The organism is Pseudomonas sp., assembly GCF_050739995.1.
In the GTDB taxonomy this organism is placed as follows: Bacteria; Pseudomonadota; Gammaproteobacteria; order Pseudomonadales; family Pseudomonadaceae; genus Aquipseudomonas.
This window is the reverse complement of record NZ_JBOICG010000256.1, coordinates 1-13623: the sequence shown is the minus strand read 5'-3', so window position 1 is coordinate 13623 and position 13623 is coordinate 1. Positions and strand designations below refer to the sequence as shown.

The following is a 13623-nucleotide window of genomic DNA, read 5'->3' as shown; positions in this document are numbered from 1 at the left end:
GAGGACGGTGGTGTGCCGGGCATCATCCCAGACCCAGTTGGCGCGACCGATGAGGGCTTCTTTGTCGGCGGTTTTTGCGTCGGTGTTGCGCAGGATGTCGGCGTCGCTGATGGCTTCGAGCAGGCCCAGGCCGATCATCGGCGGTGCAATCCGCGCGGAAAAAAGTGTATCCGGATGCATCGGCCCGTAGCCGAGCTGGGTGATTTGCAGGTTTGGCTTGCGCAGCTCAACCACCGTGCCGTCCTTGAAAATCACGTTGACTGGCGTGTAATCCACCCGCACTTTGCCTTCAGGGGCCACGCCCGGCACGGCCATGTCTTGCAATTGCCCGCCGTAGACCGGCTCGGGCACCACGCCGACCTGCTCGATAAGCTTGGCATCGACCGGTGCCGCCGGGATCGACAGGCGCACCAGCATCGACACCGCGTTGGGCGCATCGGGCAGCGGCGGGTGACCGCGACCGTCCTTGATATGGCAGTTCTGGCAGGCGTTGGTGTTGAACAGCGGGCCCAAGCCATCACGGGCGGTGGTGGTGGACGGGGCGATCACCCAAGGGTTGCGAAAGAAGCTGTTGCCGACGCTGAAATCCAGGCGCCGGCTCGGCGCCAGGTTGGCCGAGGGCAGGGAAAACGCGTTCTGGTCGCGCTTGTTCACCGTCGTTGCACCGCCGGCCCGCGCTTCACCCTGCTCAGCCTTGGTGAAGCGTGGGGCGTCGTCGCAGGCTGTCAGGCTCAAGGCCATCAGTGCAGCGGACAGGCGAATAAACGAACGGAACATCGAATTTCCTGAACGAGGGCTTAAATTTAGGCCGCAAAGTCTAACAGGGCAGGGCGGATTGAATAAGAGCAATTATCGTTTGGTGGAACCCGATTCATTCCCGCTAGAATGGCCGCACATTTATTTCTGGAGGTGGCCAATGCAGGCTCTCGACGCTTTGCTCAACCGTGTTTCCGTGCCGCGTTTGCTGGAGCCGGCACCGACCCAGGAGCAGCGCGACGTGCTGTTCGCCGCCGCCATGCGTGCGCCGGACCACGGCCAGTTACGCCCTTGGCGGTTCCTCACCGTGGAAGGTGCCGCCCGTGAGCAAATGGGTGTGTTGTTGGCCGAAGCCGCACGCCTGCAGGATGCCGCCGCACCGCAAGCCGTCATCGACAAAGCCCTGAATGGCCCGCTGCGTGCCCCGTTGGTCGTGGTGGTGATTGCTCGTTTGCAGGAACACTTCAAGGTGCCGAAATCTGAGCAATTGCTGGCCGCTGCCTGCGCCGCCCACGGCATTCTGCTGGCGGCTTATGCACAGGGAATCGGCGCGGTGTGGCGTACGGGCGAATTGTCTTATTCGGCCCACGTTGCCAAGGGGCTGGGGCTGACGGCGGATGAGGAAGTGATTGGCTTCCTTTACCTGGGTACGCCGCAAAACCCGCCGCGTACCGCAGCTAAAGAAGATCTGACACAGTTCGTCAGCGCTTGGACCGGTCTCTAAGCTACCGCCGACCGGCTCTATGTGAGAGCTGGCTTGCCTGCGATAGCATCGACTCGGTTCTTTAGGCACACCGAGTTGCCTGCATCGCGGGCAAGCCCGGCTCCCACATGGATCTCAGTGGTTTCGAAACCGAGTCAGACCTTGAACTGATCCATCAACTTCATCTGCTGGCTGGCCAACGCATTCAGTTGGCTGCTGATGGCCGCCGACTCGGTAGCCTGGCCGGTGAGGGTCTCGGTGACGGTTCGGATCGCCGAGACGTTGCGGTTGACCTCTTCGGCCACGGCACTCTGCTCTTCGGCGGCGCTGGCGATTTGCAGGTTCATGTCGCTGATCACCGTCACCGCATCGCTGATCTTGCTCAACGCCTGTACCGCTTGATGGATCTGCCCGGCATTGCTCTGGGCCTGGTGCTGGCTGGAGTGCATGGTCTCCACCACACCGCGGGTGCCGCTCTGGATGCGTTCGATCACCAGGCGGATTTCCTCCACCGAGTCTTGGGTGCGCTTGGCCAGATTGCGCACTTCGTCAGCCACCACGGCAAAACCACGCCCGCTTTCCCCGGCGCGTGCGGCTTCGATGGCGGCGTTGAGCGCCAGCAGGTTGGTTTGTTCGGCAATGCTGCGGATCACTTCCAGTACTGAACCGATCTGCTCGCTGTTTACCGCCAGGGCTTCGACTTCTGTCACCGCCTTGCTGACTTCTTCGGCGAGGGTGGTGATGTCGCGGGTGCTCTGCTCGATGATCGACATGCCCTCACGCGCCGACTGATCCGCCCCGCGCGCCGCACTGGCGGCATTGGAGGCACTGTTGGCCACGTCATGGGCGGTGGCGCTCATTTCGTTGGACGCGGTGGCCACCTGGTCGATTTCGCGGAACTGCACCTGCATGCCTTCGCTGGTCTGGCGGGCAATCGCAGATGACTGGTCTGCGGTGCCACGGGCTTCGGTGATGCTCTGTTTGATCTGTGCGATGGTCGGCTGCAGCTTGTCGAGAAAACGGTTGAACCAGTTCGCCAGCTCGCCCAGCTCATCTTTCTTGGCGTAGGCCAGGCGCTGGGTCAGGTCGCCCTCGCCGCTGGCAATGTCCTTGAGCATGGCGGCCACGTTGTTGATCGGACGGGTGACGCCGGTGGCGGTCAGCCAGATCAGCAGCAAACCGAGCAACGCTGCAGCGCCGCCGACCAGCAAGGCTTTGACGGTGGACGCATCCTGAGCCTTGTCGAGTATGCCTTGCAGCTTCACCACGTCGCCGAGCATGACTTGCTTGGGCAGCTTGATCACCACGCCCCAGGTCTTGGCGTCGGCGATTGGCTTGACCGGGTAGACGGCGCGAATGGTGTCGTCCTCTTCGCGGATCATGCGCGTATCACTGGCCAGCAGTTGCACGATCTCCTTGCCCTCGGTGCCGATGGTATCGATCAGGTTTTTGCCGACCTTGTCCGGTTGGCCGCTGAAGGCTGCAATCAAACCGGTACTGGAGAGAATTTCCAGATACCCGGCACCGTTGAACAGATCTTTTTGCGCTGTATCCGTAGCCGCCTGCAGGGCCGTCAGCGCCAGGTCGATACCCACCACGCCGATGACTTTACCGTCGACGATCAATGGTAACGAGAGCGTGGTCATCAGCATCTGTTTGCCGGCCACTTCATCGGCGTACGGGTCCAGCAGACAAACGTTACGGGTATCTCGTGGGCAGGTGTACCAGATGTTGTAGGGCGTGCCGCTGAGGTTGGGGGTGGTCTTGGTCAGGTCGTCTTCGACCATGATGGTGTTCAAACCTTCACCACCGGCACGGCTCCAGTAGCTGGAAAATCGGCCCTTTTCGTTGGAAACGCGGGCTTTGTCGTCGATGAACTCACTGTCTTTGCCATCCAGGCCGTTGGGCTCGAACGACAGCCAGATGCCGAGCACTTTGCTGTTGCGCTCGAAGGCAGTCTTGAGGCTCTGGTTGAGTTCTTCCCGCAGGGCGCTGGCCTCAAGCCCGCGTTTGGCGGCTGTGGTGCGCAAGCTTTTGATCTGGTCGGCCAACGCGGTGATCACCACCAGGCTTTCACCGAAGGTTTTTTGCAGTTGCACGGCTTGTTCACCGGCTTTGGCTTGCAACAGGTTCTGCACACTGCTGTTGAGCATTCGCGAGCTTGAATCGCTGACCAGGCGGTTGTTCTGGTCGGCTTCATACAGGTTGATGCCGACAATCAGCGCGATAACCCCCAAGAGGCATAGGCCGGACAGCAGCACGATTTTCAAGCGGATAGAGAGGGTGTCGAACATAGGTTCACTCGCGAATGGACTTGTTGAAGTGCAAGCAGGGCGAGCCAAGTCCATTCGGCGCTATGTCCGGAACATCGGCGTAACGTGATGTTTCATGAGGAGAAGGCGATGAGCGGTAGGGGAAATCCTACAGGCAACGTTATACGGGGGCTGCAAGCCGTTCCGGACGCGACCAGATCCACAAGTTGCCCAGGCTCATTCCGCCGATTGCCAAGTAGATCGGCCAGCCGTGGTCGAGCATCACGAGCATCAGGCCAGCACACAGCAGCATGCTCACGGTGGCGCTGACTTTGGCGCGGCGGGCGATGATCTTGCCATTGCGCCAGTTGAACAGGATCGGCCCGAACAGCCGGTGGTTTTCCAGCCAGGCGCTGAGGCGCGGTGAGCTTTTGGTGGCGGCCCAGGCGGCGAGCAGGATGAATTCGGTGGTGGGCAAACCCGGTATGACAATCGCCACCAACCCGATGCCCAGGCTGACGTAGGCCAGCAAGCCGAAGAGGACCCGGGCGATTTTCGAGGTGGATTGGGTTTTGCCGGTCATGGGTCGGGATATCACAAAAAATCAATATGAAATGGGATCTAAATGTGGGAGGGGGCTTGACCCCTCCCACAGTTGATTGCATTTCAATTTGGTCGTCAGGCCAGTTCAGGGGCGCTAGCGTACGCCTGTTCCAGCAGCACGGTGAAGCGCACGAATGCGTCGATCGCGCCTTTTTCCACCGCGGCTTCATCTTCGGCGCTGAATTCCAGGCCGTCGAGGGTGCGGGTAAAGCGCTTCCAGCCTTCGGCGCGACCACCGGCCGGTTCACCGAGGTGACGGGCACCGAAGGTTTCGCTCAGGCCCAGGCCGACGGCGCGCTTGATCAGGAAGGCAGCGCCCAGCTTCGAGCCTTCCGACACGAACAGCCAGCCCAAGGCTTCGGCTTTGCTCGGGTTCTTCACCGCGCCTGCGACTGGTGCCGGCACGTCGGTGTCCAGGTCGCTCAGGTCCAGCTTGGCGGCTTCGGCGCGGCAGCGCTCGGCCAGGTCCGGGACGATCTTGATCAGTTCCGGATCGTTGTACAGGGCTACCAGCTCCGATTGGAACAAGTATTGCGCCACCACGAAACGGGCGAAGTTGGCCTGGGTTTCAAACGGGGCATGGGCTTTGACCAGAGCATCGAGCTTGGTGTGTGGTTCGTTGGTGATCTGGTTCAGGCGCTGGGAGCGCAGGCTTGGGCGTTCTGCGGTAGGAGAAGCAGTCATCGAAAAAGTCCTTGAGAGGGGGAGCGCCTTGTGGCTCTAAAGAGAGCGGTTATCAACTAGACGAACAAGAAGACGCGGCACAGTAAAAAATCCTCACCTGCCGGCGATTAATTCCGGCGAGGTGAGGCGCATCGATCAGATGTCCCAGATCAGGTTGATCGCGAAGTTGCGGCCAGGCTGGGTCAGGCGGTCGAGGTTGGCCGGGCCGGTCACTGCGGCTTCGCCGACGCTGTCGTAGCTACGTACGTCATCCCAGTTCCAGTACTTCTTGTCGGTCAGGTTGTAGAGACCGGCGTTGATGGTCACGTCGTTGGTGACTTTGTAGTAGCCGCTCAGGTCGAGCACGCCGAAGCCCGGAGTCTTGAATGCGCCGTTGCCATCGGGGGCGTGGAAGGTGGTGCTGTCGACGCGGTTCTGCCGCTTCACCAAGGTCCAGCTCAGCAGGCCGCCGTAGTTGTCCTGGTCGTAGCCCAGGCCGAATACGCCCTTGAGTGGGTTGACGCTGTTGAGTGGCTCGCCGGTTTCGTCGTTACGACCATAGGCATAGGAAACCGAACCCTGGGTGTACAGCCCCTGAGGCGCACCAAAAGCATCCAGATTCAGGCGGCCTTTGGCTTCTGCGCCCTTGATGGTGGCGCGTTTGATGTTGACGGCCTGGAACTGTTCGACGGTGCCGCCGACTATGGCGTTGTCTTCATCGATGAAATCACGGTACTTGTTGTAGAACACCGCGATGTCGAAGGAGCCTGCGTCGAACTTGCCGCGAATCCCGGTTTCGATGCCTTTGCTGGTTTCCGGCTTGAGGTCCGGGTTGGGCTCCACGGTGTAACCCAGGTTGAGGTTTTCAAAGCGGCCATACAGCGCTTTCGCCGATGGCGTGCGGAAACCTTCGGCGTATTGGCCGAACAGGGTGTATTGATCGGTAAGCGCGTAAGTCAGGCCGAACTTGGGGGTCACACGGTTCCAGGTTTTATCCTTGTCATTGACCGTATCCTTGCCGGTCGGGTTGACGGTGTTGAGGAACTCCTGGGTCAGCTTGGGCTTGAGCTGGGTGTAGTCGTAGCGCACGGCGGGCAGGAAGGTCCATTTGCCCCAGGCGATCTGGTCTTGGGCGAACAGCGAGTAGGTGTTGATGGTCGGGTCCGGGAAGTCGCTGGACTTTTTCACGCTGTCGCTGGCGGATGGGCTGGGCGCGCCGATGGCGGTGCAACCCGAACCGACGGCCAGGCAGGTCGCCGAGCCTTCGCGGGAACCGGTGACTTTCTGCTGCTTGAGCGTCGTGCCGTAGGTGACCTGGTGATCGGTCTCGCCGAGGCTGAAAGCCTTGTCCAGTTGGGCGTCGAACACCCACTGTTTTTCTTCGTACAGCGTGTCACGGGTGCGCAACACGCGACGGCCGGCCTGGTAGATCTCGGCAGTGGTCTGGTCGGTCTTGGCGATCTGGTAGTTGAGGCTGGTCTTGATGCGGTCGGCTATCGGCGATTCGAGCGCTAAGGTGTTTTCCAGCCCGAAGCGTTCACGGGTGATGGTGTCATTGCCGCGGCGGTCGCGGTAAAGATTCATGCCGCGGCCACCCACGAACGGGCCACCGACTGCGTTCTTCAAATTGACGTCACGGTCATCCTTGAACTTCTCGTAGGTCAGGCCCAGGCGGTTGTCATCGCCATAATTCCAGCCCAACTTGGCGAGGATATTGGTGGTGCGCGCATCTTCCGGGTTGGCGCCGGTGCGAGCCAGGCCGGTGGCGTTGTTGCCGTCGTAGGACTCCCTCTCATGACCATTACGCTGGCTCAGGTGCAGCAAACCGTCGAAGTCCTGCACACGGCCGGCGACAGTGCCGGAGGTCAGCCAGCTTTCATCGGCGGAGCTGTAGCCGGTTTTCAGGCGGGCGCCGACGTCCTGGCCGGGTTTGATGATGTCGTCCGGATCGAGGGTGAAGTAGCTCACCGCGCCGCCAATCGCACTGCTGCCGTACAGGGCCGAAGCCGGGCCGCGCAGGATTTCCACGCGCTTGACGATTTCCGGGTCGACGTAGTTGCGGCGCGTCTTGGCGTAGGGGCCGTTGAAGAAGTTGTCGGGCACCTCGACGCCATCCACCTGGGTGAGGATGCGGTCGCCGTCGATACCGCGGATGTTGTAGCCCGCATTGCCGGAGCGCGTGCCGGCGCCGCCGACGGAGACGCCGGGCTCGTAACGCACCAGCTCGCGAATGGTGTTCACGTTCTGGCGGTCCAGCTCCTCGCGGTCATGCACGGTGACGGTGCTGGGCACACTGTTGATGTCCTGTTCGTTACGGGTGGCGCTGATGGTCACTTGTTGCAGGTTGAGTGTGCTGCCCGTGGCGCGTCTTTCCAGAACGATGTTGTTATTGCCCAGTTTGCGGTAGCTCAGGTTGGTCCCCACCAACAGCCGGTCCAGGGCTTTTTCCGCTGACAGCGGGCCGCGTACGCCGGGGGACGACACACCCTGGCCCAGCTCTGCCGGCAGGCCGACTTGCCAGCCGGTCACGGCGGTAAAGGCATTCAGTGCCGAGACCAAAGGCTGCTGCTCGATGCTGAAGTTGTAATTGCCGTGGCTGCGGGCGACTGGCTCGGCAGCCGTGGCGGCCGTCATGGGCGCGCCGGCCAACAGGATGGCGGCGGTCAGCAAGGACAGAACGGGCGAAGAAGACCGGCGGTTGAAACGAGAGGACATCGAGAGCGCTCCGGAGGTACGAATCTTATAGTTGCGAGCTGAATCAAATAGGAATCAGTTGCATTGGCTAAGACGAGACGTACCACCTTCCTCTATCGAGTAAAAATAATTCTCATTTAGTTCAGAATGACCAGCGCCGGGTATTCCGAGAGCTTGGCCGAAGTGATGTGTGCCAGAGAGCGCACCACATCCAATGGCTGGTCGAGACGGTAATTACCCGTGACCGCAACGCTGGCGAGCTTATCGTTGTTGTTGACGATCCAACCCGGGTAATAGCGGCGCAGTTCGGCCAGCACTTCGCTCATCGGGCAGTTTTCGAATACCAGTCGACCCTGGACCCAGGCCAGGTCCTTGTGGGCATCCAGCTTGGCCGGCTGACCGAAGCCCTTGGGGCCGATGCGGATGCTTTCACCGGCGCTCAGGCGCACCCGGGCATCGTTGAAGGTGGTGCTCAAATCGACATCGCCGCGCTGCACCTGCACCTGGGCCTCGCCGTTGAGGTAACGCACGGCGAAGTCGGTGTCGCGCACGCTGGCGCGTACCGGGCCCGCATCAATTTCCAGGGGCAGGCCACGGCTGGGTACCACTTCAAAAAATGCCTCGCCCTGATACAGGCGGGCGACACGCTGGTGATCCTTGATGCTGCTGGAGAACGCCGAGTTGGTGTTCAACAGCACTTTCGAGCCATCGTCCAGTTGCAGGCGTTGGCGTTCGCCCACGACCGTAAGGTGATCGGCTTGCAGGCGTACAGGCAGGTTGCTGAAGCTGAACAGGCCGATCAATAACACAGCGGCGGTGGCCAAGGGTTTCCAATGCGGTTTGATACGGCGCCAGGCGCTGGGCTTGCGCGGCGCGGCCAGGGCCACGGCGGCGCTATGCACTGGCGCGCCACCCCAGGCGGCCTGGGCTTTGGCGAAGGCCTGCCGATGCGCCGGGTCGCTGGCCAGCCAGGCGTCGAACTCGGCCTGCTGCCCGGGCTGCGGGCACTGCAAGGCGATCAGCCAATCGAGGGCTTGGTCCATGGCCGTGTCTTGCAACACCTCATGAGCCAGCTCATGGGGGCGCAGTTTATTCGGGTCCGTCACGGTGTTCCTCGGGTCTTCGCCACGTTCTATTCATCTTTCGTACAGCCGGATTCGGGTGCAGCTTAAGGCTGATCCAGCCGTTCGGCCACACCTACACAGATGGCCATGATCAATTTCAGTTCCTTTTGCACGGTGCTCAAGGACACTTGGAGTTGATCGGCAATCTCTTGATAGCTGCAACCGTGCAGGCGGCTGAGGATGAAAATCTGCTGCTGGCGGGCGCTCAACTGGCCGAGGCTGACGCTCAGGTGTTCGAGCAGTTGCTCGGCCTGGGTCGCGTCTTCCGGGGTGCTGATGGGGGCGGCAACGCTTTGCAGGACGTCCAGCGGGACATCTTCCTGCAGCGTACGGGCCTGAATCCGACGCGCGCGCAGATGATCCAGCGCCAGGTTGCGCGCGGTCTGATAGACGAAGGGTTCGAGGTGATCGATCGGCCGCTCGCTGATGGCGCGGGTGACGCGCAGGTAGGTTTCCTGCAACAGGTCCTCGGCGGTGCTGTGGTTATTCACCATCCGCTGCAAGGTGCGTAGCAGAATCACCCGTTGGGTGAGAAAGACTTGGTTGAAGCGAGATTGGCTCACAGTGATACCAGACCGATTTGCAGTTAATGATAATGCTTATCATCAACTCAAATGGCAAGTGGCACTTTGAGATGCTGCAAAGATCCCCGTGGGAGCCGGGCTTGCCCGCGATGCAGGCACCGCGGTGTTTCAGTTACACCGTGGCGATGCTATCGCAGGCAAGCCAGCTCCCACACAGGCGAGCCCTGGCCAACGATTACTCGGCGTTGCACAGCGCCAGGCAGTTATCCAGCATACGGTTGGAGAAGCCCCACTCGTTGTCATACCACGCCAGCACCTTCAGCAATTTGCCGCTGACCTTGGTGTGATTGGCATCGAAAATCGACGACAGCGGGTTATGGTTGAAGTCACTGGAAACCAGCGGCAGGGTGTTGTAACCGAGGATTTTCGAGTGTTGACTGGCTTCTTTGAGCAGTGCGTTGACTTCCTCGGCCGTGGCGTCCTTCTTCAATTGCACGGTGAGGTCGACCAGCGACACATTGATCACCGGTACACGCACGGCCATGCCGGTCAACTTGCCCGCCAGTTCCGGTAGCACCAGGCCGACGGCTTCGGCGGCGCCAGTCTTGCTCGGGATCATGTTTTGGGTGGCCGAACGCGCGCGGTACGGGTCGGTGTGGTAGACGTCGGTCAGGTTCTGGTCGTTGGTGTAGGCGTGAATGGTGGTCATCAAGCCGCTTTCGATCCCCAGTTCACGGTGCAACACCTGGGCAACCGGCGCCAGGCAGTTGGTGGTGCACGAAGCGTTGGAGATGATCTGGTGGGATTGACGCAAGATGTCATGGTTCACGCCGTAGACTACGGTGGCGTCTGCGCCTTTGGCGGGGGCGGAGATGATCACCTTGCGCGCGCCGGCGGTAATATGGGCGGCAGCCTTGGTACGGTCGGTGAACAGGCCGGTGCATTCGAACACCACGTCGATTTTCAGCGCAGCCCATGGCAGTTCGGCTGGGTTGCGAATGGCACTGACGGCAATCCGGTCACCATTGACGGTCAGGCTTTCCTGATCGTGGGCGACCTCTGCTTCGAAAGTACCATGCACGGTGTCGTATTTGAGCAGGTGGGCATTGATGGCGCTGTCGCCCAAATCATTGATGGCGACGATCTGCAAATCCTGGCGGTAGCCTTGGGTATACAGTGCGCGCAGGACATTACGGCCAATTCGGCCAAAACCATTGATTGCGATGCGAAGAGTCATTGGAAAGTGCCTGTCGTCGATTTGTTGTAAGAATTACAAGATTATTCGCATAAAAATAGAAGACAAGCCTTTTTAGTGGCAATATTTTGTTCAATCTACAACGAGTGACCTGAATCAACTGGTCCGATGATTTAAACGACACCCATGCCATCCCATGCGCTGCGGGCGTTTGATCAGCATAGACACTCAGGTCGCCACATCCGTTAGCCTGGAGTTCTACACATGCATCCCCGCGTTATTGAGGTCACCGAACGGCTTATCGCCCGCAGTCGTGCAACCCGCGAGGCTTACCTTGCGCTCATTCGCGGCGCGGCCAGCGACGGTCCGATGCGCGGCAAGCTGCAATGTGCCAACTTCGCCCACGGCGTGGCCGGGTGCGGTACTGAAGATAAAAATAGTCTGCGTATGATGAATGCCGCCAACGTGGCAATTGTTTCGTCATATAACGACATGCTCTCGGCACACCAGCCGTACGAACATTTCCCTGAACAGATCAAGAAAGCCCTGCGTGAAGTCGGCTCGGTCGGCCAGTTCGCCGGCGGCACCCCCGCGATGTGCGACGGCGTGACCCAGGGCGAGCCAGGCATGGAGCTGAGCCTGCTCAGCCGTGAAGTCATTGCCATGTCCACGGCGGTAGCGCTGTCCCACAATATGTTCGATGCCGCCTTGATGCTGGGCATCTGCGACAAGATCGTCCCCGGCCTGATGATGGGCGCATTGCGCTATGGCCATCTACCGATGATCTTCGTCCCGGGCGGCCCGATGCCGTCGGGTATTTCCAACAAGCAGAAGGCCGACGTGCGCCAGCGTTATGCCGAAGGCAAGGCCACCCGCGAAGAGCTGCTGGAATCGGAGATGAAGTCCTACCACAGCCCCGGCACCTGCACCTTCTATGGCACCGCCAACACCAACCAGTTGCTGATGGAAGTGATGGGCCTGCACTTGCCGGGCGCTTCGTTCGTCAACCCCTACACGCCGCTGCGTGATGCACTGACCCGCGAAGCCGCGCACCAGGTCACTCGCCTGACCAAGGCCAACGGCAACTTCACGCCCATCGGCGAGATCGTCGACGAGAAGTCCATCGTCAACTCTATCGTTGCCCTCAATGCCACGGGTGGTTCCACCAACCACACCCTGCACATGCCGGCCATTGCCATGTCGGCGGGCATCATCCTTACCTGGCAGGACATGGCCGACCTCTCCGAGGTGGTGCCAACCCTGTCCCACGTGTATCCAAACGGCAAGGCGGATATCAACCACTTCCAGGCGGCGGGCGGTATGTCGTTCCTGATCCGCGAGCTGCTGGAAGCCGGCCTGCTTCACGAAGACGTCAACACCGTGGCGGGCAAGGGCCTGAGCCGCTACACCCAGGAACCGTTCCTGGTCGACGGCGAACTGATCTGGCGTGACGGCCCCATCGAAAGCCTCGACGAAACCATCCTGCGCCCCGTGGCCCGTGCGTTTTCGGCCGAAGGCGGTTTGCGCGTGATGGAAGGCAATCTCGGTCGTGGCGTGATGAAAGTCTCGGCCGTGGCCCTTGAGCATCAAATCGTCGAAGCGCCGGCCGTGGTGTTCCAGGATCAACAAGACCTGGCGGACGCGTTCAAGGCCGGTCAGTTGGAAAAAGACTTCGTCGCCGTGATGCGCTTCCAGGGCCCGCGCTCCAATGGCATGCCCGAATTGCATAAGATGACCCCATTCCTCGGTGTGCTGCAGGACCGTGGCTTCAAAGTGGCACTGGTAACGGACGGGCGTATGTCTGGCGCCTCGGGTAAGATCCCCGCCGCGATCCACGTCAACCCCGAAGCCCAGAGCGGTGGACCACTGGCGCGGGTCCAGGATGGCGATATCATTCGCGTGGATGGCGTGAAGGGCACCTTGGAGCTTAAGGTGGACGCCGAAGCATTCGCAGCGCGCACACCTGCCACCGGCCTGTTGGGCAACAACGTGGGGGCCGGTCGCGAGCTGTTTGCATTTATGCGCTTGGCCGCAAGCTCCGCAGAGCAGGGCGCCAGCGCCTTTACCTCTGCCTTGGAGACGCTTAAGTGAAGCTTGCGCTGGTCGGTGATATCGGGGGCACCAACGCCCGTTTTGCGTTGTGGCGGGATCAGGAGCTGCATTCGATCCGGGTGCACGCCACGGCGGATCACTCAAGCCCAGAGGAGGCCATCAAGGTCTACCTCAAGGAAGAGGGCCTGGAAATCGGGGACATCGGCGCGGTGTGCCTGTCGGTCGCAGGGCCGGTGAGCGGCGATGAATTTAAATTCACCAACAATCATTGGCGCCTGAGCAAGACTGCGTTTTGCCAGGCCTTGCAGGTGGATGAACTGCTGTTGGTGAATGACTTCACGGCCATGGCCCTGGGCATGACCCGTCTCAAGCCCGGCGAATTCCGTGTGGTCTGCGAAGGTACGCCGGAAGCGTTTCGCCCAGCGGTGGTGATCGGTCCGGGCACTGGCCTGGGCGTCGGTACGTTGCTGGACTTGGGCAGCGGTCGCTGGGCGGCGTTGCCTGGGGAGGGCGGCCATGTCGACCTGCCCCTGAGCAGCCCACGTGAAACCCAGCTGTGGCAGCACATCTACAATGAGATCGGCCACGTCAGCGCCGAGACCGCCCTGAGCGGTGGCGGCCTGCCGCGTGTCTACCGCGCGATCTGTGCGGTGGACGGCCACACGCCGGTGCTGGACACCCCCGAAGCCATTACCGCGGCGGGCCTGGCCGGCGAGCCGGTGGCGATGGAGGTCTTGAACCAGTTCAGCATCTGGCTGGGGCGGGTTGCCGGCAACAACGTGCTGACCACCGGTGGACGCGGTGGCGTGTACATCGTGGGTGGAGTGATTCCGCGGTTTGCCGACTTCTTTATCAACAGCGGTTTTGCCAAGAGCTTCAGTGACAAAGGCTGCATGAGCGACTACTTCAAAGGCATTCCTGTGTGGTTGGTGACCGCGCCGTATTCCGGCTTGACCGGAGCGGGTGTGGCGCTTGAGCAGGCTTTTGCGTAGGCCGTGATGACGCCATCGCAGGCAAGCCAGCTCCCACATTTTGGAATGCATTCCAAGTGTGGGAG

General features: G+C 60.9%; 10 protein-coding genes and 2 pseudogenes. 3 read left to right on the top strand and 9 right to left on the bottom strand.

Annotated features, from left to right (window positions below):
* Window positions 1-777 (bottom strand): di-heme oxidoredictase family protein (locus tag ACRESD_RS08610; RefSeq protein WP_431750534.1); only part of this gene is annotated, 777 nt, incomplete at its 3' end.
* A gap of 139 nt (window positions 778-916) precedes the next feature.
* Here ACRESD_RS08610 and ACRESD_RS08605 point away from each other — a divergent pair.
* Window positions 917-1480 carry a nitroreductase family protein gene (locus tag ACRESD_RS08605; RefSeq protein WP_431750533.1) on the top strand — a complete coding sequence of 188 codons (564 nt, stop codon included), beginning with the start codon at window positions 917-919 and terminating at the stop codon, window positions 1478-1480.
* A gap of 134 nt (window positions 1481-1614) precedes the next feature.
* Here ACRESD_RS08605 and ACRESD_RS08600 read toward each other — a convergent pair.
* From ACRESD_RS08600 to gap, 8 genes and pseudogenes are all read right to left on the bottom strand, one after another.
* Window positions 1615-2145, bottom strand: a pseudogene (locus ACRESD_RS08600) (methyl-accepting chemotaxis protein); the annotation flags it as partial.
* A 375-nt stretch (window positions 2146-2520) separates the two neighbouring features.
* A pseudogene (locus tag ACRESD_RS08595) lies at window positions 2521-3612 on the bottom strand (chemotaxis protein); the annotation flags it as partial.
* Between the two features lie 280 nt (window positions 3613-3892).
* A complete protein-coding gene (locus ACRESD_RS08590) occupies window positions 3893-4294 on the bottom strand; it encodes a YbaN family protein (RefSeq protein ID WP_431750532.1) in 402 nt (133 codons plus the stop codon).
* A gap of 95 nt (window positions 4295-4389) precedes the next feature.
* Window positions 4390-4998, bottom strand: a complete 609-nt coding sequence (locus ACRESD_RS08585) for a biliverdin-producing heme oxygenase (RefSeq protein ID WP_431750531.1) — start codon at window positions 4996-4998, stop codon at window positions 4390-4392.
* A gap of 135 nt (window positions 4999-5133) precedes the next feature.
* On the bottom strand, window positions 5134-7692 hold the full coding sequence (locus tag ACRESD_RS08580; RefSeq protein WP_431750530.1) for a TonB-dependent receptor: 2559 nt from the start codon (window positions 7690-7692) through the stop codon (window positions 5134-5136).
* 116 nt (window positions 7693-7808) lie between these two features.
* Entirely contained in the window at window positions 7809-8777 is a 969-nt protein-coding gene (locus ACRESD_RS08575; protein ID WP_431750529.1) for a FecR family protein, read from the bottom strand.
* A gap of 62 nt (window positions 8778-8839) precedes the next feature.
* On the bottom strand, window positions 8840-9358 hold the full coding sequence (locus tag ACRESD_RS08570) for an RNA polymerase sigma factor (RefSeq protein WP_431750528.1): 519 nt from the start codon (window positions 9356-9358) through the stop codon (window positions 8840-8842).
* 196 nt (window positions 9359-9554) lie between these two features.
* On the bottom strand, window positions 9555-10556 hold the full coding sequence (gene gap / locus ACRESD_RS08565) for a type I glyceraldehyde-3-phosphate dehydrogenase (RefSeq protein WP_431750527.1): 1002 nt from the start codon (window positions 10554-10556) through the stop codon (window positions 9555-9557).
* Between the two features lie 222 nt (window positions 10557-10778).
* Between gap and edd the strand changes: the two genes are divergently transcribed.
* Together edd and ACRESD_RS08555 are read left to right on the top strand one after the other, a co-directional pair.
* Window positions 10779-12605: a phosphogluconate dehydratase gene (edd, locus tag ACRESD_RS08560; protein ID WP_431750526.1), complete on the top strand. Its 1827-nt coding sequence runs from the start codon at window positions 10779-10781 to the stop codon at window positions 12603-12605.
* Entirely contained in the window at window positions 12602-13558 is a 957-nt protein-coding gene (locus ACRESD_RS08555) for a glucokinase (RefSeq protein WP_431750525.1), read from the top strand. The genes edd and ACRESD_RS08555 overlap by 4 nt, the downstream gene beginning before the upstream one ends.
* Window positions 13559-13623 lie beyond the last annotated feature (65 nt).